This window comes from Nocardia heshunensis (assembly GCF_054782115.1).
Genome location: NZ_BAAGTC010000003.1, coordinates 242791 through 268241, shown reverse-complemented (window position 1 = coordinate 268241; position 25451 = coordinate 242791). Strand labels below are relative to the sequence as shown.

General features: G+C 68.2%; 23 protein-coding genes. 15 read left to right on the top strand and 8 right to left on the bottom strand.

Translation table 11 applies throughout. From position 1 onward, the window contains the following. The first annotated feature begins 3 nt into the window (after positions 1-3). Positions 4-1308 carry a carotenoid oxygenase family protein gene (locus ACYVN4_RS07920; RefSeq protein ID WP_460718765.1) on the top strand — a complete coding sequence of 435 codons (1305 nt, stop codon included), beginning with the start codon at positions 4-6 and terminating at the stop codon, positions 1306-1308. 52 nt (positions 1309-1360) lie between these two features. Here the strand turns inward: ACYVN4_RS07920 and ACYVN4_RS07915 are convergent, their stop codons facing one another. Then, complete coding sequence (locus tag ACYVN4_RS07915; RefSeq protein WP_460718763.1) at positions 1361-2338, bottom strand: sigma-70 family RNA polymerase sigma factor; 978 nt, start codon at positions 2336-2338, stop codon at positions 1361-1363. A gap of 136 nt (positions 2339-2474) precedes the next feature. Between ACYVN4_RS07915 and ACYVN4_RS07910 the strand changes: the two genes are divergently transcribed. Continuing rightward, complete coding sequence (locus ACYVN4_RS07910) at positions 2475-3056, top strand: dihydrofolate reductase family protein (protein WP_460718761.1); 582 nt, start codon at positions 2475-2477, stop codon at positions 3054-3056. A gap of 30 nt (positions 3057-3086) precedes the next feature. Here ACYVN4_RS07910 and ACYVN4_RS07905 read toward each other — a convergent pair whose 3' ends face one another. The 3 genes from ACYVN4_RS07905 to ACYVN4_RS07895 form a co-directional block, all read right to left on the bottom strand. Then, positions 3087-4508 (bottom strand): S1 family peptidase, encoded by a 1422-nt coding sequence (locus ACYVN4_RS07905; RefSeq protein ID WP_460718759.1) that lies wholly within the window; start codon positions 4506-4508, stop codon positions 3087-3089. Between the two features lie 132 nt (positions 4509-4640). Beyond that, entirely contained in the window at positions 4641-5738 is a 1098-nt protein-coding gene (locus ACYVN4_RS07900; protein ID WP_460718757.1) for a ferredoxin reductase, read from the bottom strand. A gap of 52 nt (positions 5739-5790) precedes the next feature. Further along, positions 5791-7041, bottom strand: a complete 1251-nt coding sequence (locus tag ACYVN4_RS07895; protein ID WP_460718755.1) for a fatty acid desaturase family protein — start codon at positions 7039-7041, stop codon at positions 5791-5793. Between the two features lie 217 nt (positions 7042-7258). Between ACYVN4_RS07895 and ACYVN4_RS07890 the strand changes: the two genes are divergently transcribed. From ACYVN4_RS07890 to ACYVN4_RS07865, 6 genes are read left to right on the top strand one after another with little or no spacing between them, the layout of a single operon-like run. Beyond that, positions 7259-8446, top strand: coding sequence for an NAD(P)/FAD-dependent oxidoreductase (locus tag ACYVN4_RS07890; RefSeq protein WP_460718753.1), 1188 nt, complete (start codon positions 7259-7261; stop codon positions 8444-8446). Between the two features lie 45 nt (positions 8447-8491). Next, positions 8492-9835 (top strand): type III glutamate--ammonia ligase, encoded by a 1344-nt coding sequence (gene glnT, locus ACYVN4_RS07885; protein ID WP_460718751.1) that lies wholly within the window; start codon positions 8492-8494, stop codon positions 9833-9835. Positions 9836-9890: 55 nt separating this feature from the next. Continuing rightward, positions 9891-10790, top strand: coding sequence for a class II glutamine amidotransferase (locus ACYVN4_RS07880; protein WP_460718749.1), 900 nt, complete (start codon positions 9891-9893; stop codon positions 10788-10790). Further along, positions 10775-11470 (top strand): GltB/FmdC/FwdC-like GXGXG domain-containing protein, encoded by a 696-nt coding sequence (locus ACYVN4_RS07875; protein WP_460718746.1) that lies wholly within the window; start codon positions 10775-10777, stop codon positions 11468-11470. The genes ACYVN4_RS07880 and ACYVN4_RS07875 overlap by 16 nt, the downstream gene beginning before the upstream one ends. 16 nt (positions 11471-11486) lie before the next feature. After that, entirely contained in the window at positions 11487-12815 is a 1329-nt protein-coding gene (locus ACYVN4_RS07870) for an FMN-binding glutamate synthase family protein (RefSeq protein WP_460718744.1), read from the top strand. Then, the gene (locus ACYVN4_RS07865) at positions 12812-14065 is read left to right on the top strand and encodes an allantoate amidohydrolase (protein WP_460718742.1); all 1254 of its coding nucleotides are present in this window, start codon (positions 12812-12814) and stop codon (positions 14063-14065) included. The genes ACYVN4_RS07870 and ACYVN4_RS07865 overlap by 4 nt, the downstream gene beginning before the upstream one ends. Positions 14066-14071: 6 nt before the next feature. On the opposite strand, the gene ACYVN4_RS07860 is transcribed toward ACYVN4_RS07865, so the two are convergent. Continuing rightward, on the bottom strand, positions 14072-14731 hold the full coding sequence (locus ACYVN4_RS07860) for a helix-turn-helix domain-containing protein (protein WP_460718740.1): 660 nt from the start codon (positions 14729-14731) through the stop codon (positions 14072-14074). Between the two features lie 85 nt (positions 14732-14816). On the opposite strand from ACYVN4_RS07860, the gene ACYVN4_RS07855 reads away from it, so the two are divergent. Genes ACYVN4_RS07855 through purU form a run of 7 tightly spaced genes read left to right on the top strand, consistent with a single transcriptional unit; the run spans position 14817 to position 22124 of the window. Then, a complete protein-coding gene (locus ACYVN4_RS07855) occupies positions 14817-15209 on the top strand; it encodes an ethanolamine utilization protein (RefSeq protein WP_460718738.1) in 393 nt (130 codons plus the stop codon). Between the two features lie 5 nt (positions 15210-15214). After that, complete coding sequence (locus ACYVN4_RS07850; protein ID WP_460718736.1) at positions 15215-15688, top strand: dimethylamine monooxygenase subunit DmmA family protein; 474 nt, start codon at positions 15215-15217, stop codon at positions 15686-15688. Beyond that, a complete protein-coding gene (locus ACYVN4_RS07845; protein WP_460718734.1) occupies positions 15685-16617 on the top strand; it encodes a PDR/VanB family oxidoreductase in 933 nt (310 codons plus the stop codon). The genes ACYVN4_RS07850 and ACYVN4_RS07845 overlap by 4 nt, the downstream gene beginning before the upstream one ends. After that, positions 16614-17606 (top strand): heme-dependent oxidative N-demethylase family protein, encoded by a 993-nt coding sequence (locus ACYVN4_RS07840; RefSeq protein ID WP_460718732.1) that lies wholly within the window; start codon positions 16614-16616, stop codon positions 17604-17606. The genes ACYVN4_RS07845 and ACYVN4_RS07840 overlap by 4 nt, the downstream gene beginning before the upstream one ends. Then, complete coding sequence (locus ACYVN4_RS07835; protein ID WP_460718730.1) at positions 17607-19931, top strand: DUF1989 domain-containing protein; 2325 nt, start codon at positions 17607-17609, stop codon at positions 19929-19931. Positions 19932-19944: 13 nt separating this feature from the next. Beyond that, positions 19945-21276, top strand: a complete 1332-nt coding sequence (locus ACYVN4_RS07830) for an NAD(P)-binding domain-containing protein (protein WP_460718728.1) — start codon at positions 19945-19947, stop codon at positions 21274-21276. Between the two features lie 2 nt (positions 21277-21278). Further along, on the top strand, positions 21279-22124 hold the full coding sequence (gene purU, locus ACYVN4_RS07825; protein WP_460718726.1) for a formyltetrahydrofolate deformylase: 846 nt from the start codon (positions 21279-21281) through the stop codon (positions 22122-22124). A gap of 61 nt (positions 22125-22185) precedes the next feature. On the opposite strand, the gene ACYVN4_RS07820 is transcribed toward purU, so the two are convergent. The 3 genes from ACYVN4_RS07820 to ACYVN4_RS07810 all read right to left on the bottom strand — a co-directional run bounded on the left by ACYVN4_RS07820 (position 22186) and on the right by ACYVN4_RS07810 (position 25363). Then, positions 22186-22659, bottom strand: coding sequence for a hypothetical protein (locus tag ACYVN4_RS07820; protein WP_460718724.1), 474 nt, complete (start codon positions 22657-22659; stop codon positions 22186-22188). After that, positions 22656-24146, bottom strand: a complete 1491-nt coding sequence (locus ACYVN4_RS07815; RefSeq protein ID WP_460718722.1) for an APC family permease — start codon at positions 24144-24146, stop codon at positions 22656-22658. The genes ACYVN4_RS07820 and ACYVN4_RS07815 overlap by 4 nt, the downstream gene beginning before the upstream one ends. A 206-nt stretch (positions 24147-24352) precedes the next feature. After that, a complete protein-coding gene (locus ACYVN4_RS07810; RefSeq protein ID WP_460718719.1) occupies positions 24353-25363 on the bottom strand; it encodes an AraC family transcriptional regulator in 1011 nt (336 codons plus the stop codon). Between the last annotated feature and the right edge of the window lie 88 nt (positions 25364-25451).

The window sequence follows — 25451 nt, the reverse complement described above, 5'->3', positions numbered from 1 at the left end:
ATCATGACCGTCCCGTATCTCACCGGCAACTACGCACCCGTGACCGAAGAGGTCACCGCCTACGAACTCCCTTGCACCGGAAGCATTCCCGAGGAATTGACCGGCTGGTACCTGCGCAACGGCCCGAACCCGCACGCTGCCGCCTCCAAACACTGGTTCCTCGGTGACGGCATGGTGCACGGTGTCCGCATCGAGGGCGGCCGCGCCGTCTCCTTCCGCAACCGGTGGGTGCGCACCAGCACCTTCACCGACGGCGCGACCGGGATGGACGCCCAGGGTAACCGCGACTTCAGCGCCGGTGTCGCCAACACCCACATCATCCGCCACGCCGGGCGTACCCTCGCCCTCGTCGAATCCTCGTTCCCCTACGAATTGACCTGCGACCTGGACACTCTCGGCCCGCACGACTTCGACGGCAAGCTCACCACCGCCACGACCGCGCACCCCAAAACCTGCCCGGTGACCGGTGAGCTGCACTTCTTCGGCTACGACTTCCGCGAGCCGTACCTCACCTACCATCGCGCCGACGCCTCGGGCACGCTCGAATTCAGCCGCCCCATCGACGTTCCCGCGCCCACCATGGTTCACGATTTCCTGCTGACCGCGAACCACGTCATATTCCTCGACTTGCCGGTGGTTTTCGATCTGGAGATGGCGATGGCCGGTCCGACGATGCCGTTCCGGTGGAGCGACGACTACCAGGCGCGTATGGGCGTACTGCGCCGGGACGATCCGCACGGCGCGGTGCGCTGGTTCGATATCGAGCCCTGCTACATCTTCCACACCCTCAACGCACACGACGAGCAGGATCGAATCGTGGTGTACGCCATGCGGTATCCGAGCATGTGGCGCACCGACTCGCAGGGCTTCGACGAGGTCGCGACCCTGTGGCGCTGGACCATCGACCTGCGCACCGGAGTGGTGAGCGAGGAGCAGGTGGACGATCGGGTCGCGGAGTTCCCGCGCATCGACGACCGTCTCGCCGGGCTCGATGCCCGCTTCGGCCACGCCGCCGTCAACCACCGCGGTCAGGGCGCACTGCTGCGCTACGACCTGCACACCGGTGCCAGCGCGGCGCACGAGTTCGCCGATGGTCGCATCCCCGGCGAGGCCGCCTTCGCCCCGGCCGACGACAACCCCGGCGGCGACGGCTATCTCATGACCTACGTCTACGACCCGGCCACCGACCGCAGCGACCTGGTCATCCTCGATGCCACCGACCTCGCGGCCGACCCCGTCGCCACCATCCACCTGCCCCAGCGCGTCCCGTTCGGCTTCCACGGAAACTGGTTGCCCGACAACGGATAGGGCAAGGTGTCGAGTGGAGGGTGGTACCGCAAAGCGGTGCCACCCTCCACTGTCAGTCGATGGTCGTCGGAAGATCGAACAGTTCGAAGATTTCGGCTTGGAGGAATACGACGATCCGCGCGATGCCGCCTGGTGCGGGCGTGAGCACGTGCAGCGCGTGGACGCGGTAGGAACCATCGTCGTCCCGCATGTACAAGGCGACAGCGGGCTGGCCGTTGGCCGCGGCGGCGATCACGCGGAACAGGCCGGGTCCCGCGCCGAACGATCGGGCGAAGAAGTCGACGACGGTGACACGGCCGGAGAACCAGGCCGCCACGGGCGGCATCTCGAGGGATGCGTCGGCCAGCAGGATTCGCTGTAGGCGTGGAATGTCGGAGTTCGCGAACGCTGCCATGTACTCGTCGAGAGCGTGCTGCTGCTCGGGTTCGAGTGTCTCGCTGACGGTTTGCTCCGAGGGTGCGGCTTCCGCGAGTTTGTCCCGGGCGCGTTGCAGCAGCCCGTTGGCTGCGGCGAGGCTGATCTCGAGCAGTCCCGCGACCTCCGCCGCTCGAAACGCCAGCACGTCGCGCAGCAGCAACACCGCGCGTTGCCGGGGCGGCAGATGTTGCAGTGCTGCCACGAACGCCAGCCGGATGCGCTGCCGTTGCGCCACGGCGTCCGCCGGATCCTGCGGTTCCGACATCGAAGTCAGCAACGTGGTCGGAATCGGTTCCAACCACGCGATATCCCGCCCTTCGCGCATCTGATCGTCGGTGGGTTCCCCGATCGGATTGCCCAAACCGGATGGCAGCCAACGCCGATGGCCCTTCTCGAGCTCCCGCAACGCGACATTGGTGGCGATCCGGTAGAGCCAATGCCGAAGCTGGGACCGGCCCTCGAAGTCGTCGTACGAGCGCCAGGCCCGCAGCGACGTCTCCTGCACCGCGTCTTCCGCATCGTGCACCGAACCGAGCATCCGATAGCAATGCACAAGCAACTCCCGGCGATACGGCGCGAACAGGAGCGCGAACTCCTCGCTATCGATCGGCATGGCCACGCTCGCTTCCGGACAGGACTCCCCGCGGCTCGATTTCCGTGCCCGCGGTGAGTTTTCGGGATCGCTCGGATCACTACAGCGGACACCGTATCGAGCGTGTCAATGGCTACAACACCAACTGGAGACGACAATGCGCAAGATCATCGCGGCCTTCAAGATCTCGGCCGACGGGAAGTACGGCGGGCCGGACGGATACGCGGACTGGGTCGAGAGCTGGCCGGAGGACTTCGGTTCCTGGCTGACGACGCAGATCGACGCGTGTGTGCTCGGCGCGGAGTTCTATCCGCTGTACGAGCAGTACTGGTCACGGGTCGAGGCCGCGCCCAATGAGATTCACCCGTTCAGCGGGCGGGTGCCGACGGCGGCGGATGTCGAATGGTCCGGCTTCGCGGCGAAGACCACCCATTACGTGGTGTCGCGCACGCTGGATTCGGTGACGTGGCCGAACGCCCGGATCCTGACGGACCTGGACGCCGTCGCGGCGCTGAAACGCGAACAGGGCAAGGACATCTACCTGATCGGCGGTCCGACGCTCGCGGGCGCGGCCATTGACGCGGGTCTGGTGGACGAGCTGCACCTGATCGTCTATCCCCTGATCGTGGGGGAGGGCAAGGCGTTGTTCTCGTCCACGACGCGACATGCGTTGGAGCTCGACAAAATCGAGCAGCTGGCCGACGGCCGGTTCAGCCTGGTGTACGGAATCGGACGATGACGGAGTTCCCTCCCGACGCCGCCGCGGGCCTCAGCGGGTCCGGAGCGACAGCCCGGGATTCTCCTTCAACACGGTGTCGATCGGCTGGGAGGTGAGGATGTCGCTCGGCGTGCACTGATGGTTCTTGCTGGTGCCACCGCTGATCATGCCCAGCGCCTTGGTGCCGCTGAGCACCGACCCGCCGCTGTCGCCCTGCACACTGCAGGTGGTCACGGTGAAGAAGCCCTCGACCGTGACCGTGCGGTCGGTGTCGGGCAGCCCGCCCTCGTTGAAGGTCCGGTCGACCATATCGACTGCGCCACAGGTGTATCCGGTGATCGACCCGGACTTGCAGGCGGGCATGCCGGTGACGGGTACGGCGACGCCGTCGACGGCGATCGTCTCGGCGGCAGCGGTGGCGGTCAGCGCGGTCTGGAAGGCCGGGAGTCCACCGCTGCTACCGGACGCCAGACGGTCGGTGCTGTTGGACGAACCGCCGCCCGGCGTCGCCGCGGGGGAGGGCGCGGCGTGATCGGCGGGACCGCCGACGACCCGGTTGTTGCGGAAGCGGGCGGCCTGATCGTCGTTGATCCGCAGGATCGAGTAGTCGTGCGGCCCGAACACCGAGCTCGCGAAATACCCGAGCTCGTCGCCGAGCCCGTCGGAGCTGTAGTCGTAGATCTTGTGCGGCTCGGTGGTTTTCGCGGCCGGATCCACCAGATTGTTGGGATCGCAGTGCCCGGCCGTGATGGCGACATCGTGACCGTCGGCGTCGGTGGCGTTGAAACCCAGCGAGCATTTGCCGAACCTGGTCGCGTCGAAGGCGATCCGGAACGGCTGGCCGCCCAGATATGGCTCCCCGGGTGCTGCGATCGTCACCGGCACCTCGGGATCGTCCGTCCCCGGCGCGGTCCGGGGCTGATCCACCACGACCAATTCGACCGCGCCCAGTTCGGCGGGCGGCCGGGCGGTGCCGTTGGTGTAGAGCACGACCGTGTTGCGCCCGATATCGACGGCGTCGCCGAGAAAGGTGCGGGCGGCATCGCGCGGCTGGGTATCGATCCAGCGCCGGATCGCGCCCCGCCGCTGCTGTAGCGCCGCCACGCTGGTCCCCACCCGGACCACCTCGAATCCGGCGTCCAGGACCGCCTTCGTGGCGGCCTCGAGGCTGGTGCCGTCGGTCAGCGCCACCAGCGCCCGCGCCCCGTCCATCCGGACCCCGGCGAACACCATGGGATACGCGGCGCGCGCGACCTTCTCGAAGGCGGCCAGCCGTTGGGCGGTGGCGGCGCGGGCCAGGTATTCCGGCATGTCGATGTGCAGATCCCTGCGCACCGCGGTGGCCAGATCGGTCGGCGCCGCCTCCGGGCGACCGGGCGCCGGTTCCGAATCGCCGGGTGCCGCAGCCGATATCGGTACGGCGCTCAGCAGCGCCGCGCAGACGAGCACCGGAACGACAGTGGTCCGACCCATTCGCCACTCCCAGCCTGAGATGGTCCGCGGATACCGATTCCGAACTGGAGTTATACCGAATCGGAATGGTATGTCACATCGGTCCCCAACCGGATGAAACGGACCTCCGGCATGTCGCTGGGCCGCATCTCGTCAGGCGTCGATGACGCAGTCACCCGCGGCGGCGCAGACACAGGCTTGGACCTGTTCTCCGGCCTGATGCTCGAGGCCCGTGCGGAGATCGCGGACGTGGCCCTCGGTGACGGTGACGACGCAGGTCCGGCAGATGCCGACCCGGCAGCCCGCCGACATGGATGCGCCGACGCGCTCGGCGGCTTCCAAAACCGTTGTGGCACCGTCGGTGTCGATGCTCTGTCCGGTGCGAGCGAAGGTCATCAGCCCGCCCTCACCGATCTCCGACCGCTCGAGCTCGAATCGTTCGACATGCAATCTGTCGGCGAGACCGGCTGCCGACCAGTGTGTTTCGATGACGGCGAGCATGTCCAGGGGTCCGCAGGCCCAGACGTGACGCTCCCGCCAGTCGGGGTAGAGGTGATCGAGGCCGGTCAGGTCGAATCGCCCTCGCTCGCCGGTGAAGTGCAGGTGCGAGGTGAAGCCTGGGTGCTGCCGATCCAGCTCCCGCAGTTCCGCGGCGAAGAGCATGTCGTCGGCGGTGCGCGCCGAATGAATGTGTACGACATCGGAGATGGTGTCGCGACGGCGCAGGGTGCGCAGCATGCCCATGATCGGGGTGGCGCCGCTGCCCGCGGTCAGGAACAGCATCTTGGCGGGCGGCGGCTCCGGCAACACGAATCCGCCCTGGGGCGCGGCCAGCCGCACGATGGTCCCGGCGGGGACGCCGTTGACGAGGTGACCGGACAGGAAGCCCTCGGGCATGGCCTTGACCGTGACCGAGACCAGCCGTTCCCCGTGCCGGACCGGATCGATCCAGCCGGGCGGGCAGGTCAGCGAGTAGGACCGCCAGTGCCAGCGGCCGTCCACCCGAATCCCGATCCCGATGTACTGGCCGGGCGTGAACCCGAAGTCGAAACCCCAGCCCGGCTTGATGACCAGGGTGGCCGAGTCCGCGGTCTCCTTGCGCACCTCGACGATTCGGCCCCGCAGCTCCCGCGCCGACCACAGCGGATTCACCAGCTGCAGGTAGTCGTCGGGCAGCAGGGGAGTGGTGAAGCGCGCGGCGATGTCGCGCAGCGTGATCGGCCGGGTCCGCTCGGCAGCGGTGTGAACCATGCGAATGTTCCTTGTCTGTGGGCGGATTCGAGTCGGGGCCGATGGGCCCGGGTCAGCTGACCGCAACGAGGTGGCGATCGGCGATCCGGCGTCGCCCCTCCCGCAGTGCCGTGCGCAGCCCGCGCCGACGGCCCGTCATCGGGTCGATGGTGGTCCGGCCGCCGATGGCGCGCTCGGATCTGGTCTCCGGCGCATCATCGCTGTTGCGGCGGAGTAGGCGGTTGGGCAGCGAGAGCTTCATGATGGTCCGCCACGCCTTGCCGTATTGCACGGGCAGTGATCCGGTGGTGTACGGCAGGTCGTACTTCTCGCACAGCTTCCGAACCCGCACGGACGCTTCGGCATACCGGTTGCTCGGTAGGTCCGGGAATACGTGATGTTCGATGTGGTAGGACAGATTCCCGGTCATGAAATGCATGACCGGACCCCCACTGATATTGGCCCCGCCCAGAATCTGGCGCAGATACCACTCGCCCTGCGTCTCGTTGTCGGCATCGAACTTGGTGAACTTCTCGGCGCCGTCGGGGAAGTGGCCGCAGAAGATGACGGTATTGGTCCAGACATTGCGCACGACGTTCGCCGCGAAGTTCGCGGTCAGTGTGGAGAGGAATGCCGGTCCGGTCAACAGTGGGAAGAGGACATAGTCCTTCGCGATCTGCTTACCGGCCTTCTTCAGCACCTTGCGCTTGTCGCGATCGAACTGTTCGCGCTCGGGCCCGTTCTTCGGCAGCCGCCCGGTGAAGATCCGGCCGAGCTGCAGATGCTGTGTCGCGACACCCCATTCGAAGAGCAGCTGCAGCAGCAGGTTGTAGACGGGCTGGCCCAGGTGAAACGGCTTCCAGCGCTGATCGCGGGTTACTCGCAGCACGTCGTAGCCGATATCCCGGTCCATGCCGAGCACATTGGTGTACTTGTGGTGCAGGTAGTTGTGGGTGATTTTCCAGTGCTCGGCCGGATCTGCGATGTCCCATTCCCACTTGGTCGAGTGGATCTCGGGATCGTTCATCCAATCCCATTGCCCGTGCATGACATTGTGGCCGATCTCCATGTTCTCGATGATCTTCGCCGTCCCCAGCAACGCCACCCCAACCAACCACGCGGGCGGCAGGAAGCTCGCGAACAACACGGTGCGCCCGCTGATTTCGAGTGCCCGCTGCAGGCGGATCACCTTGCGAATGTAGGCCGCATCGCGTTCACCCAATGATTCGCGAATCTCCCGCGCAATCGCATCCAGTTCGACCCCGATCGCCACTACATCCGCATCGCTGAGATGCGCATATTCCTTGACATCCGATATCGCCATGGAGGTTACGGTACCGAAGGTTACGGTCCCGTAGGTCATGACAAATGTCCCATGCTGGTGGACGCGGTGTCGCAGCGGTGGATCCGGCGTCTTGTTTCGGGGTGATGCAGGGCGATGAAAACTGGGTTAACGGCCGAATCTGCGCCCGACCGTGTGGTTTCATGTGATGCAACAGCGATTCACGCAAGAAGACAGTCGAAGTTGAGGTACCGGCACGATGACCCACACCACGGAGTTCCTGATCATCGGAGGGGGACTGGAAGGGCTGGCCATCGCCTGGTCGCTGGCCGAGCGCGGGGCCACCGATGTGCTTGTGCTGGAACGCAATACCCTGTGCTCCGGCATGACCGGCAAGTCCAGCGGCGTGGTGCGCTGCCACTACGGCGTCCCCGTGCTGGCGGCCATGTCGTGGTGGTCGGTGCCGTTCTTCGAGAACGCCCGCGACATCCTCGGCGACGACCTGGGATTCCGGCAGTGCGGCTATGTCGTCGGCGTCGGCGCGGACAATGTGGACCCGCTGAAGGCCAATGTGGCCATGCAGCAGGAACTCGGGATCGCGGTCGAGTTCATCGGCGCGGCCGAGATGGCCGAACTGTGGCCGGGCCTGCGCCTTGACGACTTCGCGGCCTTCGCCTACGAGCCGCGGGGCGGGCGCGGCGAAGCCTACTTGACCGGTATGGCGTTTGGTGCGGCCGCGCGAGAGCTCGGGGTGCGCATCCGGCAGCAGACCGAGGTCGTCGCGCTGCTCGAGCGGTCGGGCCGGGTCGTCGGCGCGCGGCTCGCGGACGGCACGGAGGTGCATGCGGACACGGTGGTGGTCGCGGCCGGTCCGTGGACGCCCGCCCTCACCGCCCCAATCGGGGTCGAGGTGCCGGTGAAAGCCCAACGCGCCCAACTGATCCTGGTCGACCAAGGTGCCCCGCTGGCCCCGGTGCCGGTCTTGTCGGACCTAGCAAGCTTGCAGTACCTGTGCCGCGAACCCAATGGTGAATTGCTGGCGGGCAACAGCGATCATGCGCTCCCCGAGTACGTCGACCCGGACGACTTCGTCAACCGCGCAGACGATTCCGCGGTCGAGAAGGTGATCGCCCGGCTCGGTCACCGCCTGCCCGAGATGCCTGACCCGCGCGTCACCGGGAGTTACGTCGGCGCTTACGACGTCACCCCCGACTACAACCCGATCATCGGACCCGCTCCGATCCCGGGCCTGTTCCTGGCCACCGGCTTCTCCGGCCACGGCTTCAAGATCTCCCCGGCGGTCGGCCGCCTGGCCGCGGACCTACTGCTGGACGGCGGCACCGACCTCCCGCACGTGGACGCCGCCGACTTCCGCTACGAGCGGTTCGCCGAGGGCCGCCCGCTGCTGAGTCCGCACCCCTACGCCGGGGCGGGCGAAATGCGCTGACCCCGAACCACATCCGATCCACCCCTCGCAGTTCCAGGAGCCGAGATGGCGATAGACGCCCCCACCGCGACCGTTACCCCGATCACCACCCACCGGACCCTGGCCGAGCAGGCCCGGGCCACCGAGACAAGTTTCATCCTGGCCGTCTTCACCACCCTGTCCGGAAAGCCCTGCGCCAAGCTGGTTCCGGTGCAGGCCGTGGATCAGCTCGCCGAGGACGGCGTAGGGTTCGCCGGATACGCGGCCGGCATGATCGGCCAGCAGCCACGCGACCCGGACCTGATCGCGATCCCGGATCCGGAGACCTTCACCCCGATCCCGTTCGTGCGGCCCGGCCTCGCCATGGTGCACTGCACGCCCCACGTGGAGGGCAAGCCGTGGCCGTTCGCGCCGCGAGTCATCCTGCAGCGCACCCTGGCCCGCGCCGCGGACCGTGGCTACACCGTGAATGTCGGTGCGGAGGTCGAATACTTCCTGGTCGACCGCACACCCCAAGGGCTGGCCCCGGCCGACACCGCCGACGTGAGCCTGCAGCCCTGCTACGACGCCCGCGACGTGACCCGCATGTACGACCATCTCGCCGAGGTGTCGCGGGCGATGAACGCGCTGGGCTGGGGTAACTACGCCAGCGATCACGAAGACGGCAACGGCCAGTTCGAGCAGAACTTCGACTACTCCGACGCGCTCACCACCGCCGACCGGGTCATCACCGCCCGCTACCTGCTGTCGGTGATCGCCGAGAAGCGCGGCATGAAGGCGACTTTCATGCCCAAACCGTTCACCGATCGCACCGGCTCCGGCATGCATCTGCACCTGTCACTGTGGGCGGGGGACCGGCCGCTGTTCCCCGACGCGGCCGACCCGCGCGGGCTCGGACTCTCGCCGACCGCCTACGGCTTCCTGGCGGGCATGCTCGAGCACGCCTGCGGTCTGCAGGGGGTGATTGCGCCGACCGTCAACTCCTACAAGCGAACCGGCGCGACCAGCACCGCCAGCGGGGCAACCTGGTCGCCGCGCTATGCCACCTACGGCGGCAACGACCGCACCCACTATCTGCGGGTCCCGGACTCGCACCGGGTGGAGTTGCGCGGCGCGGACGGCTCGGCCAATCCGTACCTGGCCGTCGCCGGGGCGGTGGCGGCCGGGATCGACGGCATCGACCGCACCCTGGATCCGGGCGCGCCCGGGGAACGGAAGGGCGACATGCTGCCGATGACCCTGGTGCACGCCATGGATGCGCTGGCCGCCGATCCGGTCGTCAGCGCGGCGCTCGACATCGCCGGTCCCGGTGTCGCCGACTACTTCGTGGAACGCAAGCGCGAGGAGTTCTTCGCCTGGCACAACCAGGTTTCCGACTGGGAGATCCAGCACTACCTCACGGCCTTCTGAGCCACCCCCCCCCACGGCCTTCCGGGCCGTCCGACCCTCAGGATTGGAGGACACCATGTGCGGCATCGTCGGCCTGCACCTGCGCGACCCCGCCCTCTACCCGCGCCTGGGTGAACTGCTCACCGGCATGCTGGACCAGATGTGCGACCGCGGACCGGATTCGGCCGGGATGGCGGTCTACGGCGACCCGGTGTGGTCGCCGCCCGGCACCGCCACCGTCTCCGTGCTGGACTGTCCGCTGCCCGTGCCGGAACTCGCCGAAAGGCTCACCACCGCACTGGGAATCACGGTCACGGCGATGGATCTCGCACCGACCGTGGTGCTGAACGCGCCGGTGGCGACCGCGGAACTGATGGCCGCGGTACGCACCGTCGCCGCCACGGCACGGGTGATCGGCTTCGGCTCGGATCTGACCGTGCTCAAGGGCGTCGGCAACCCCACCGAGCTCGCGCACCGCTTCGGCCTGCCGGCCGCCCAGGGCTGGCAGGGCGTCGCCCACACCCGGATGGCCACCGAATCCGCCGTCACCGCGGAAGGGTCGCATCCCTTCTCGGTGGGCGAAGGCCAATGCCTGGTGCACAACGGCTCGTTCAGCAATCACATGAGCATCAAGCACGAATTGCAGCGGCACGGTGTCGAATTCGACAGCGAGAACGACACCGAGGTGGGCGCGCGCTTCGTCGCCGACCAGCTGGCCCGGGGCGCCGACCTCGAGAAGGCGCTGCTGCTGGTGAACGAGACCTTCGACGGCTTCTACACCCTGCTGGTCTCCACCGCCGACTCCTTCGCCGTGGTGCGCGACCCGATCGCCTGTAAACCGGCCGTCATTGCCGAGACCGACCGCTGGGTCGCCATGGCTTCGGAATACCGCGCCCTGGCGGGCCTGCCCGGCATCGCGACGGCCCGAATCTTCGAACCGGAACCGGAAGAGGTGTACCTATGGCGGCGATCGTGACCGAACGCGTCCAGCTCGACGCGGCGGCATCCGGCACTCGCGCGGTCAATGCCGCGCTCGGCGCATCCGATGCCCCGGCGGCGGTGACCATCACCGATCCGCGAGGCGCGCACGCGCTGGCGTGCGGACTGGACCGGGACCTGGACGTGGTCATCGAGGGGCACGTCGGCTACTACTGCGCGGGAATGAACCAGCACGCCACCGTCACCGTGCACGGCAATGCCGGAGTCGGCGTGGCGGAGAACATGATGTCGGGCACCGTGCGGGTGTGCGGTGACGCGTCGCAGTCCGCGGGCGCGACCGCGCACGGCGGGCTGCTGGTGATCGAGGGCAATGCCGGTGCGCGCTGCGGCATCTCGATGAAGGGCGTCGACATCGTCGTGGGCGGCAATATCGGCCACATGAGCGCCTTCATGGGGCAGGCCGGGCGGCTGGTGGTGCTCGGCGATGCCGGTGAGGCGCTGGGTGATTCGCTCTACGAGGCCCGCATCTACGTGCGCGGCACGGTGGCCTCGCTGGGTGCGGATTGTGTCCGCAAACCGATGCGCGAGGAGCATCTGGCGGAACTGCGAGAGCTGTTGTCGCTGGCCGGATTCGACGCCGACCCGGCGGATTTCACCCGGTACGGCTCGGCCCGGCAGCTCTACCACTTCCACGTCGACAATGCCGCCGCGTACTGACCGCAGGAGTCCTTCCATGACCGAGCTACCGATCCATCAACCGCCGCTGCGGGAATCGGCGACCTTCGACCGGCGCGTCATCGCCGAGATCCAGCGGGCCGCCGAGACCGGCATCTACGACATTCGTGGCTGGGGCGCGAAACGCCCGCTGCCACACTTCGACGACCTGCTGTTCCTGGGCGCGTCCATGTCGCGGTATCCACTCGAGGGCTACCGCGAACGCTGCGACACCGATGTGGTGCTCGGCGACCGGTACGCGAAACATCCACTGCACCTGGATATTCCGGTCACCATCGCGGGCATGAGCTTCGGGGCGCTTTCCGGTCAGGCCAAAGAGGCGCTGGGCCGGGGCGCGAGCGCCGTCGGCACGTCGACCACCACCGGTGACGGCGGCATGACGCCGGAGGAGCGCGGGCAGTCCAAACACCTGGTGTACCAGTATCTTCCGTCACGGTATGGGATGAACCCCGACGATCTGCGCCAGGCCGACGCCATCGAGATCGTGCTGGGCCAGGGTGCGAAACCCGGTGGCGGCGGCATGCTGCTCGGGCAGAAGATCAACGAGCGGGTGGCGGGCATGCGCACCCTGCCGCAGGGCATCGACCAGCGCAGCGCCTGCCGTCACCCGGACTGGACCGGGCCCGACGATCTGGCGATCAAAATCCTGGAACTGCGCGAGATCACCCACTGGGAGAAGCCGATCTACATCAAGGTCGGTGCCACCCGCACCTATTACGACGTGAAACTCGCCGTCAAGGCCGGCGCGGACGTCGTGGTGGTGGACGGTATGCAGGGCGGGACCGCCGCCACCCAGGACGTGTTCATCGAACACGTCGGCATCCCCACCCTGGCCGCGATCCCGCAGGCCGCACGGGCACTGCAGGAGCTGGGCGTGCACCGCAAGGTGCAGTTGATCGTGTCCGGCGGGATTCGCAGCGGGGCCGACGTGGCCAAGGCCATGGCACTCGGCGCGGACGCGGTGGCGATCGGCACCGCCGCGCTGATCGCGTTGGGCGACAACCACCCTCGCTACGCGGCGCAGTACGCGGCGCTGGGTTCGGAGGCCGGGTACTACGACGACTTCCAGGACGGCCGCGATCCGGCGGGCATCACCACCCAGGACCCGGAACTGGCCGCGCGCCTGGACCCCGTCGAGGGTGGCCGCCGCCTGGCCAACTATCTGCGAGTGCTCACGATGGAAGCGCAGACCCTGGCTCGCGCCTGCGGCAAGTCGCATCTGCGCAACCTCGAGCCCGAGGATCTGGTGGCGCTCACCGTGGAGGCGGCCGCGATGGCGCGTGTCCCGTTGGCGGGCACCGGTTGGATACCCGGAGCGGTCGCATGAGCGCCGAATCCGCGACGGCCGCAACGATATTCGATCCGCTGTGGGCCGAAATCGAGGCGGTCGGCCGGGACGGCGGTACCGGCGGCTACCGCCGCTACGCCTGGTCGGACGCGGATCTCACGTTGCGCGAATGGTTCCGGGGCTGCGCCGCCGCGCGCTCGATGGAGGTAGAAGAGGACCGCAACGGCAACCTGTGGGCCTGGTGGCTACCGCACGGCTGGGTCGGAGATCCCCAGGGCGCGTTCGTCACCGGATCGCATCTGGATTCGGTGCCCGACGGCGGGGCCTTCGACGGGCCGCTGGGCATCGTCTCGGCGTTCGTCGCGGTCGATCTGGTGCGCGCCCGCGGCGTGCGCCCGGCTATTCCCGTTGCGGTGGTGGCCTTCTCCGATGAGGAGGGCGCGCGCTTCGGCGTCGCGTGTATCGGGTCTCAGCTCAGCACCGGCGCGCTCGCGCCGGAGCGGGCGCTGGGGCTACGCGGCCAGGACGGAATTACGCTGGCCGAGGCGCTGATTCGCGCCGGACGCGATCCCGGCGCGCTCGGTCCCGATCTCACCCTGACCGACCGGGTCGGCGTCTTCGTGGAACTGCATGTCGAGCAAGGCCGCGCCCTGGACGTGGTGGATCGCCCACTGGCACTGGCCTCGGCGATCTGGCCGCACGGCCGCTGGGAATTCGATTTCACCGGTGAGGCCAATCATGCCGGGGCCACCCGCCTGGTAGACCGCCACGACCCGATGCTGCCGTTCGCGTCCACGGTGCACGCGGCGCGAGCCGAGGCCGCGGCGCTGGCAGCGGTCGCCACCTTCGGCAAGGTGCTGGTCTCGCCCAACGGCACCAATGCGATTCCGTCGCGGGTCCGCGCCTGGCTGGACGCGCGGGCCGCCGACCAACCGACCTTGGAGACGCTGGTCGACGCGATCACCGCGGCGGCCCGATCACACGCGGGAGCCGAAGGCGTCGATCTTGCCGTGCACACCGAATCCGTCACGCCCATCGTCGATTTCGCCCCGGAACCCCGCGCCCGGCTCGCCGCCGCGCTGGCCCACCTGGGAGACCTCCCGGTGCTCCCGACCCAGGCCGGTCACGACGCGGGCATCCTGTCGGATCTCGTCCCGACCGCAATGCTGTTCGTGCGCAACCCCACCGGGATCTCGCACTCACCCGCCGAGCACGCCGACGCCGCCGATTGTCACGCGGGCGCGGCCGCGCTCGCCGATGTCATGACCGCCTGGGTCACGACAACCTGACCCGCTTCACTCCTCGACGTGGTTGTCCGGGTAGGCGGTGATCGCCAGGAACCGGATCGGCAACCGCACCAACTCGCTGGGCCCGTGCGCGCCCTCACCGTCCAGCAGCAGCGAATCCCCCGGGCGCAGTGTGTATTCGGAGTCACCGTGACCGTAGACCATGACCCCCTCGAGCATGTACAGCAGCTCGGTGCCCGCGTGCTGGAACAGCGGGAACGTCTCGCTCGCCTCGGTGAGCGTGACCAGCACCGGCTCCAGCCGCTTGTGCTGACCGCGCAATGCGCCCAGCAGTTCGTAGTGGTGCCCGACCCGGGTGCCCCGGCCCACGATCACCGCACCGTGCCCGGCGGTGGTGAACACCGCCTCGCGGGTGCTGTCCGCGCCCCGGAACAGCGAGGTCACCGGGACATCCAGGCCCGCGGCCAGCCGGGCCAGCGTCGAGAGGCTGCACGAGGTCTGGGCGTTCTCGATCTTGGACAGCATGGCCTTGGAAATGCCCACCCGGGCGGCCATATCGCCGACCGACAGTCCGCTGGCCGCGCGCAGGGCACGCACCTGCTTGCCGATCACTCGCTCGAGCTCGACCCCGGTCGGGGCGTCGGGTGACACCTCCCGCTCCACGGGGGCCGGGTCACCGGTGTCGCGGTGTTCGGGTCGGTCGCTCATACACCACCTGCCATCCGTCGTAACCCCATCGCCTGTTTCCTCACATTAACCCACGTTTCTTCACACTAGAGAGCCGGAGTCCCCCATGGCCGAGTCAGCCACCCCCGACAGCACCGTCGTCACCCCGTTCCGGGTCACCACCGGATTCTGGAAGACGTTGCCGCCCATGCCCATCGAGCAGTATCCGGGCACCGACGCCTACATCGCCGACGTCTACGCCAACCCCGAGGGCTCACCCATGTGCTCGGGCTACTTCGAACTCCGCCACACCGAAGCCCCCCTGGACTACTTCTACGAATACGACGAGATGAAGATCATTCTGGAAGGTGAGTTCCGGCTGGAGAATCCGGACACCGGCCAGGTGCTGATCGCCAAGGCCCACGACGCGATCTTCTTTCCCAAGGGATCGCGCATCCTGTTCTCCACCCCGGACCGGGCGCTGGCGTTCTACGTCGGCTACCGCACCTTCGCGCCCTAGCCGCCATGCCGGTCAGTATGCCGCACACCAGCGTTCCGCGCTGGTCACCGGCCCTTCCCGTGCCCGCGCAGGCGACCCGCGTCGTGCTCGTCACCGACTCGGCCGAGACCTCCCCGCTCGCGGGCGAGTTCGACGGCGACATCCTGGCGGTGTCGCCGGAGGGACTCGGGCCGGTCCTGGAGAAAGCCTGTGTCGGATGGCATTTCGTGATCCACGGCACGGACGCCACGGTGTCCGCGGTGCGGGCGCGGCTGCTGGCGGCCGGCGCGATCGACGCCGAGATCACCACCCTGGTCGAGGATGCCGACCGGCGGCGCGTGTTCTGCACGCACTGCAGGACGGCGACCGCGGCACAGGTCGAGATCGGCGGCACCGTGCCGTGCTCCGGCTGCGGGTCGCCGTTGGTCGTCTATCACCACTTCTCGCGCCGGCTGGGCGCGTACATGGGCTATCGGGTCGATGCGGAGGAATTGCCATGATGCCGTTGAGGATCGCGGCCGCCACCATGCTCACCGCCACCGTACGGGAGCTGACGCTGGTGGACCCGGACGGGGGAGTGCTGCCGTCCTTCGCGCCGGGCAGTCATATCGCGGTCGAGATCGCGCCGGGTCGGCGGAATTCGTATTCGCTCACCGGTCCGTCCGTGCTGCCCGGGCATTACGCCATCTCGGTGCGGCGAGAAGCGGGCGGGCACGGCGGATCTCGTCGCCTGCACGAAGTGCCGGTGGGCGCTGCGCTGACGGTGTCCGCGCCGCGCAGCGACTTTCCGCCGGTGGCCGCCGCGCGCCATCACATGTTCGTGGCGGGCGGTATCGGGGTCACGCCCGTGCTGTCGCATGTCCGGGCGGCCGCCGCGTGGGGGCGCTCGTTCGCGGTGCACTACGTGAGCCGTCCGGGCGAGTTCGCTCACCTGGACGAACTGCGTGAGCTGTGTGGTGAGCGGCTCACCGTTCATGCCGATCGCGACGCCCTGTGGTCGGAACTCGCTCCGGCGCTGCGCAATCAGCCGATGGGCACGCATCTCTACACCTGCGGTCCCGCGACCATGATCGACGAGGTACAGGCGCGGGCCACCGCCGTCGGCTGGCCCGCACAGCGGCTGCATGCCGAACGTTTCGCCGCCGCGGCCGGCGAATCGGGTGCGCCGTTTGCCGCCAAGCTGGGGCGCAGTGGACTGCTGGTGCCGGTCGCGCCGGAGTCGACGCTGCTGGATGCCCTGCTGGCCAAGGGGATTCGGGTGCCGAACCTGTGCCGCCAGGGCGTCTGCGGGGAATGCCGACTCGGGGTGCGCGGCGGCGGCATCGAGCACCGCGACCACTACCTCACCGAGGACGAACGCGCCGCCGGCGACGCGCTCATGGCCTGTGTCTCCCGCGCCGCGGGTGACCTTCTGGAGCTGGAGCTATGACCACCATCGAATACTCGGAAGCTCTGCGGCGCTTCCCCTTTCCCTTCCTGAAGGACGAGTACCGCTACAGCACCAATGTGGAACCGGCGGGTCAGGCGGTGATCACCGCCGCCGGTTCCTGGGGTGCCCGGCAACTCGACATCGACGAGCACTACGAACACGAACTGGCCGAGCGCACCGCGATTCTCGACCGCGACCCCGGCCGCTACCAGTGCCTGCCGCACATGGCCGCCGCGGCCTGGGACGCGATGCTCACCCTCATGGGGCAGCTGGCCGCCGAGTATCCGGCGGAGATGGCGCTCACCCGCGACGGCGGCCGGTGGCGTTGGCGCAACGACCGGCTCGGGGTCGACATCACCTTCGCCTACGGCGACGAGCACACCCTGCCCGCACCGCCGTTGCGCTTCATCGCCGATCAGGTGCAGGAGGACATCGTGCTGCTCGACCAGCGCGAGGGTCGACTGTGGGGCGACGCCGGGGTGGTCACCTTCGCCGCCGACTGGTCCATGGGATTCGACTGCGGTATGAGCTTTCTGGAGATCCACGGCCCCGTCCCGCGCATCCACACCGAGCGCGTGATCACCCGCGCCCACGACTTCCTGCTGCGGCTACGCCCGGAACAGGCGTATCGGCGCACCAATTGGACGCTCACCGTCGACGGCAAGCTCGACACCTCCACCGAGGGATACCCGGAATGGGGACGCGATCGGCGCACGCTCGCCGAAGGGCCGCTGCGCGAGGTGGGGGACCGGCTGTACCTGCGGGTGGAAGTGCAGCATCTGATCCGGCTCGGCAACTCCGGGGCCGTCATGTTCCTTATCCGCACCTACCTGCGGTCCCTTCGCGATGTTGCGACCGTGCCCGAGTGGGGACGGCGGCTGCATCGGGTGCTGGCCGAATTGCCGCAGGACATGGCCGATTACAAGGGCCTCACCCGCACGCGGGAACCCGCGGTGGCGTGGCTGGCCTCGATCGGAATGGACGCGTAGATGATGTCCGCCGCTGTGCGCGCCGGGGCGGGGCCCGCCCACGAGCGCTACCGGGTCAATCCGGGCGCGGTGACGGCGGTGCGGGTCGCGCCGGGCGATCTGATCGACATCGTCGACCCGCACGGACGGCAGTTCGCCGAAGTGACCGTGCTCGGCACGGTTCCTGACGCCGTGCCCGACGCCACCGCCGACGCCCCGGCCACCGTGCTGCGCGGGCTGACCGCCGGGTCGGACGAGAACGGGTACGCGGCCGGGCGCATCCTCGCGCTGCTGGCCGCACACGGCATCGAGGCCGGACAGGTCAGGGCCGCAAGGCTTTTCGGCCCGCTGTCACCGGCGGGTGCCCGCGTCGTCCTACGCATCGACGCCCCGGCGACCGTTCTGGTCGCCTCCCCCATCGCCCACGGCCGCCTCGATCCCGCGGACCCGAATCCGGCCTCGGAACTTCTCCTCGAGATCCGCCGCGCCACCCCGCCGTTCTCCAACGTGCCGGAGCTGCCGCCCCCGCTGGTCGAACCCGTGCTGGACCTGCGCGTCGATGCGGCGACCGCGCGCGGCTACGAAGTCCGTGCGGGCCAATACATTCAGATCCTGGACGTGGCCGGGCGGCAGTGCTCGGACTTCCTGGCCTTCGACGCCCGCGCGCTCCAGGGCGGGCACGAGTACGGACTGGATCCCACCACCACCCGCACGATCGTCGGCGGTGCGTATCCGCGGCCGGGCCTGTTCGGCCGCTTCTTCGACCGCCGCACGCGGCCGCTGCTCGAGGTGGTGCGCGACACCGTCGGCCGCCACGACACCTTCGCACTGGCCTGCACTGCGAAGTACTACGCGGACATGGGCTATCCGGGGCACATCAACTGCACCGACAACTTCAATGCCGAACTCGCCCGCTACGGCATCGGCGCGCGGCGCGGGTGGGAGGCACTGAACCTCTTCTACAACACCGCCTTCGACGCCGACCATCAGCTGGTCGTGGACGAACCCTGGTCGCGGCCCGGCGATTACGTGCTGCTGCGGGCGGCCACCGACCTGGTGTGCGCCTCCTCGGCCTGCCCGGACGACATCGATCCCGCCAACGGCTGGCAGCCCACCGACGTGCACGTGCGCGTCTACGACAGGGAGAGGAAGTTCTCCGTGGCCATGGCCTCCCGCGTCACCCCCGACGCCCCCGCGGTCCTGACCCGCGACAGTGGATTCGCCACCCGCACCAGGTCGATTACGAAGCAGTTCACCGACTACCGCGGATTCTGGACGCCCACCGCCTTCGACAATCACGGGCCCCGGCAGGAGTACCTGGCCTGTCGCGAGCGCGCCGCCATCATGGATCTGTCGGCGCTGCGCAAATTCGAGATCCTCGGGCCGGATGCCGAGGCGCTGCTGCAGGCGACGCTCACCCGCGATATCGGCCGCCTCGCAGTCGGCCACGTCGTGTACTCGGCGATGTGCCACGAGACCGGTGGCATGATCGACGACTGCACCGTATTCCGGTTGGGCGAGCACAACTTCCGCTTCGTCGGCGGCGACCCCTACGACGGGGTGTGGCTGCGTGAGCAGGCCGACCGGCTCGGCCTGCAGCAGGTGTGGATCAAGGATTCCACTGAGCAGCTGCACAATATCGCCGTCCAGGGCCCGGCCAGCCGGGAGTTGCTCAGCGAGCTGATCTGGACGCCGACCACCCAGCCCGCGCTGCGTGACCTCGCCTGGTTCCGCTTCTTGATCGGCCGCCTTGGCGGACCCGACGGCCTCCCGCTGGTGGTGTCGCGCACCGGATATTCCGGCGAACTCGGCTACGAACTGTGGGCCCACCCCGACGACGCGCCCGAGCTGTGGGATGCGGTGTGGGAGGCAGGAATTCCGCACGGCCTCGCCCCACTCGGGTTGACCGCACTCGACATGGTCCGCATCGAATCCGGATTGGTCTTCGGCGGCTACGAATTCTGCGATCAGACCGACCCTTTCGAGGCCGGCATCGGATTCACGGTCCCGCTGAAATCCAAGACCGCCGACTTCGTGGGCCGCACCGCCCTGCTCGAACGCCGTGCCCATCCGCAGCGCACCCTCGTCGGTCTGCGCCTCGACGGCCCCGAGACGGCCGCCCACGGCGACGGCGTCCACGTCGGCCGGTCCCAGGTCGGCATCGTCACCTCCGCCGCGCGCACCCCGTCGTTCGGCTCGATCGCGTTGTGCCGCATGGCTGTTCAGTACGCCGAGCCCGGCACCGCCGTCGAGGTCGGCAAGCTCGACGGTCACCGCAAGCGCCTGACGGCCACCGTCGTCCCGATTCCCTTCTACGACCCCGACAAGACCCGTCCCCGCTCCTGAGGAGGAACCCATCATGACCCGCATCGCCATTATCGGCGCCGGACCGAGCGGGCTGGCCCAGCTACACGCGTTCGAAGCCGCCCGCCGCGACGGCGCCGACGTCGGCGAGATCGTCTGCTTCGAGAAGCAGAGCGACTGGGGCGGCCTGTGGAACTACACCTGGCGCACCGGACTCGACGAGCACGGTGACCCGGTGCACGGCAGCATGTACCGCTACCTGTGGTCCAACGGCCCCAAGGAATGCCTCGAATTCGCCGACTATCCATTCGACGAGCACTTCGGCGGACCCATCCCGTCGTTTCCGCCGCGCGCGGTGCTGTACGACTACATCACCGGGCGAGCCAAGAAATCCAATGTGCGCCAGTACATTCGGTTCGATACCGCGGTGCGGGAGCTGAGCTGGGACGGCGAGCAGTTCCGGATCACCGTTGAAGATCTCGCCGAGGGCGGCATACAGACCGAGGTCTTCGACCGCGTCATCGTCGCCACCGGACACTTCTCCACGCCGAACATGCCGGAATACCCTGGCTTCGAAGGCTTTCCAGGCCGCATCCTGCACTCGCACGACTTCCGCGACGCCGCCGAATTCGCCGGGCGGGACCTGCTGGTCCTGGGCAGCAGCTACTCGGCCGAGGACATCGCGCTGCAGACGCTGAAGTACGGGGCACGCTCGGTTACCATCGCCTATCGGCACGCGCCCATGGGATTCGCATGGCCCGACGGCATTTCGGAGGTCCCCGCGCTGGTGCGGTTGGAAGGCCGGACCGCGCACTTCGCGGACGGCAGCAGCCGCGAGGTGGATGCCATCGTGCTGTGCACCGGCTACCGGCACCACTTCCCGTTCATCGAGCCGGAACTGCGGTTGGCTACCAGCAACAACCTCTATCCCGAGGGTCTCTACCAGGGCGTGGTGTGGACGGCCAACCCGAAACTCCTGTACCTGTCGATGCAGGACCAGTACTACACGTTCACCATGTTCGACGCCCAGGCATGCTTCGCGCGCGACGTCGTGCTCGGCCGCATCACGCTGCCCGATGCGGATGCCATGGCGGCCGATATCGCGGCCTGGCGTGAACGGCTCGCCGCCTGCGCCGGTCCCGCCGACGATATCGACTTCCAGACCGACTACGTGCGTGAGCTGATGTCCCACACCGATTACCCGCCTTTCGATCTGGACCTGGTGCGCGAACACTTCAACACCTGGGAACACCACAAGGTCGAGACCATCACCGGCTATCGTGACCGCGCCTTCGCCTCCCCGGTCACCGGCACCGTCGCGCCGCTGCATCACACCCCGTGGTGGGACGAGCCCGACGACAGCCTCGCCACCTTCCTGGGCGGGTAGCCGTGGAGCGCTATGTGGTGACCCTGCGCTGCCGGGATCGGCCCGGCATCGTGCGCGCCCTGTCCGACGCGGTCTTCGAGCTCAAGGGCAATATCGTCGAAAGCCAGCAGTTCTACGACGATCGCGGCGGAACCTTCTGCCTGCGTATGACATTCGACAGTCCCGAGACGGACGTGACTGCCGCCCGCGGTGAAATCGAAGCCCGGCTGCGGGAATTCGATCCGGTGCTCAAGGTCCGGTGCGTCGCGGATCGGCCGCGCGTGCTGGTCATGGTGTCGCGGGAGGATCACTGCCTCGAGGATCTGCTCTACCGGCGGCGGATCGGGGAGCTGCCCATCGAGGTGCCGCTGGTGGTGTCCAACCACGAGACCGGGCGCGAAGCGGTGCAGCGGCACGGGATCGGCTTCGAATACCTTCCGGTGACCCGGGATTCGAAACCGGCGGCTGAGACGCGACTGCTGGAGCTGATCGCCGAACATCGCATCGACCTGGTGGTGCTCGCCCGGTACATGCAGGTGCTCAGCGACGATCTGTGTCGACGGCTCGACGGGCGGGCCATCAATATCCACCACTCGTTCTTGCCGGGGTTCAAGGGTGCGCGGCCCTACCATCAGGCGCACCTGCGGGGCGTCAAACTGATTGGGGCCACCGCGCATTACGTGACCGCTGAACTGGACGAAGGGCCGATCATCGAACAGGACGTGGTCCGGGTCGACCACCATCACAGCGCGGAGCAGTTGGTGGCCATGGGGCGGGATGTGGAGCGCATGGTGCTCGCCCGCGCCGTGCGACTGCACGCCGAGGACCGGGTACTGCGCAATGGTGATCGGACCGTGGTCTTCGCCTGACGGCACCGACGAAGAGAAAGGGTCCGGGACAATGTCCCGGACCCTTGTCTTGTGCAGTGGTTCAAGCGGTTTCGACCGTGGCCGCATCCCTGACCCGCCGGGCCAGCGCCCGAACCGGATCGCCCTCGACCAGGCGGCGCAGGCGACCCCCGAGCGGCTGTTCCATCAGCACCTGTCGTGCTCCGCGCCGCCGGACAATCCCGGCGATCGCCTTGGTGGCCTTGCGGGTGACCACGATCTGACCGTCGGCGTCCAGGCCGGCCTTGCGCAGCCCGGCCACGGTCGCGGCGACCGCCGCCTCGGCCCGGGATCGTTCCGAACGGGTCGGCAGCAGACCGGGATTGGGCAGCCCGAGGGCGAAGCCGTGCACCCGCAGAATCGCCACCACCGTCACCGGGCCACCGGCGCGGCGGGCCGCGCCCAGCAATGCGGGGGAAGCAGGGGTATCCGGGCGCAACACCACGACGGTGTCGCGCGGCGAACCCGGCGGCGGGCCACCCCGTCGCCGGGCCGCACCCGGGAGACCGGACGTCATGCGGCGGACTCCGCGGGCGTTGCGCTCAGCATCGCGGCCGCGGGCTGCCGCCGGTCACTGAAACGCCGCCAAAGATGCAGCGGCACATAGGCGGCCACAATGGCCACCCCGAGCAGGAACAGGTCGTGGCTGGGGGTGCCGACCACGATCGCGGGACTGTTCCAGCCGCCGAAGGCCCACAGGATCGCGCAGAAGACGCCCAGGGCCAACGACACCCAGCGCATGAAGCCCGGCAACCGAACCGGACGCACCGCATCCGGGCGGGTCTGGCGATGCACCGCGTAGCTGAAGAACGCCACCGTCACCGCGAACAGGTAACCCATATTGGAGAACACGTAGATCCGCAGCGGACTGCCGAACAGCACCACCGCGATCGAGCACACCACATTGAAGGCCATCGCCCGCGCGGGCACCCGGTGGGTATTGAGCTTGCCGAACCAGCGCGGCAGCATGCCGTCCTCGGCGGCCTGGTACAGCGAACGCGCACAACCCATCAGGGCATTGAGCACCGACAGCATGAGCGCCACGATCAGCGGGATGCCGATCAGATACTGCACCCAACTGCCCGACTGTCCGGTCACCTTGGAGATCAGGGTGGAGAAGATGGTCAGCGGATCCACATTCTCTGCGCCGCCGAGCACCGCCACCAGCACCACCGCGGTCAGCACGAAAACGGCGAAACCGTAGAGGCTTTCGGCGGTGGTGGCGATCTTCGCATCCCGCGCCGGATCACGGCATTCGGGCACGTAGCAGGCCACCGCCTCCATGCCCAGCACCGACCAGCTCATGACGAACATCCACGCCAGGATCAGCGTCGGGCTGCCGGTCACACCGGAAGCGAAATGGAAGCCGGACAGATTGCTCAGATGCATCGAACTCGGCCTGGTCAGCGGCAAGACGATCAGCAGGGTGAGCGGGGCCATCGACACGATGCCCATCACGGTGGCGAAACCCGCGCCCAGGCGGATACCCAGGTACGAGGGCACGAACATGACGAGGATCCCGGCGACGGAGATCACCAGTACCGCAAGGGAAATGGGGCTGCCGATGGACCCGAACGGCAGGAACGAGCGGCCTTGCGGGATATGGAACAGCTGGGTGATGTAGGCGGAGGCCAGGATCATGTTGATCGGCGCGACCGGAAACCAGCCCAGCCAGTACGCCCACGCCGAGACACCGCCCAGATGCCGGGCCGCGCCCGCGTGCAAGGGTTGCAGCGATTCCGATGCGTAGGACGGCAGGCCGCCGGTCCGATGCGGCATGGATGCCGCGAGTTCGGCCACGACCAGGCACAGCAGCACCCCGACCACCGTGGTGAGCGCCAGTAGTGGAATGGCGGCGGCCCCCAGCGCCTGAATGGCGGGCGGGTCGATCCCGGTCACCAGAATCGGTGCCGCCAACCCGATGACGAAGGCACCCCACCAGTTGGTGCCCTGATGCAATTTCGATTCCCCGGCAGCGGAATCCGCTGTGTCGCTGATTGTCATTGGTCTATCCATCTCACTCGGACCAGGCATCACGAGGACGGTGATCGCCTGGTAGGAAGTAGACGACTCAACTGTTTCAGCACAATAAATCGCGTGTAACCATATGAGACTGTGGGCGTTGTTCTGGGGCAAAGTTGCGACGCCCCAAGCCTGTTCGTCAGAGACCGGGCGTCTCGGTAATGGTCACCGGCCACCCACAGGAGCCGTCAGGCTTCCTGCGGGCGGCGCCGGAAATCGGTGGGGGACTGGCCGGTGTGGCGGTGGAAGGCGCGGCGGAACGAGCGCGGGTCCGTATAGCCCAGCCGGGCGGCGATCGACTGCAGCGGAAGGTCCGTCTCCCGCAACAGGTTCGTGGCCTGCTCGTGGCGGATGGCGGCGATCTCGTCGCGCCACGTGGTGCCCCGCTCGTGCAGCTGGCGTTGCAATGACCGCGGACTGACGATCAGGCGCCGGGCCACCGTGCCCAGATCGGCATCTCCGTCCCGCAGGGCGTCACGGATCGCGGCGCGCACCCGGTCATGCGGGGAGGGTGCGGGTTTGGCCGCGCCGAGCAGCAATTCGGCGTAGTGGCGGTGGATACGGCCCAGATGCGGGTCGCCCGCGATGGGCAGGGCGGCCACATCCAGGAACACGATCTCGGAGTAGGGCGCACCGAAATCGATACGGCCGGTACCGAATACGTCGACGAGATACCGGTGGTTGGTCGGCGCCCGATGCCGCAACCGCACCCGGACCGGCACCAGATGCTGCCCCGTCGCCAGGCGTGCGCGCTGCAGCATGAGCGAGAGCGTGAACTCCTCCACGATCCCCATGATCGGACCGGGATCGACCGCCGCGACATCGCGAACAGTCAGCAGCCCACCGCTTTCCAGCACCTCACCCCGCCCGTGCGGGTCGGCCAGCACCGCCCGCATGCCCACCACCGTGCGCAGACTCTCGCCCAGCGTCGCCCCGCTCGAGAACAGGTAATCCCACACATTCAGCCGACCGTGCGTCGCGATCGCCGCCGCCCGCACCCCCGCCACCGGCCCGGCCGAGGCATAGACCAACTCCCACACCCGCCACGCGGTCGCGGTCGGCACCCGGACCAGGTCGTCGGTGAGCGCGCTGCGGTCCATCGCCAGTGCGCTGGCAAGTTGCGCCGGTGCGACGCCGCTCTGGCTCGCGGTCTCCACGGCGAGAGCTGCCAGCCGCGAGGAGATCGTGTTCTCGAGCATCGCAGGAGCTTAACGGCTGTTCGATACTTCCATTCGGGCGTACCGACGTGGTTGTATCCGGTGGTAGCGGGATGTGTGCGGCGTCACC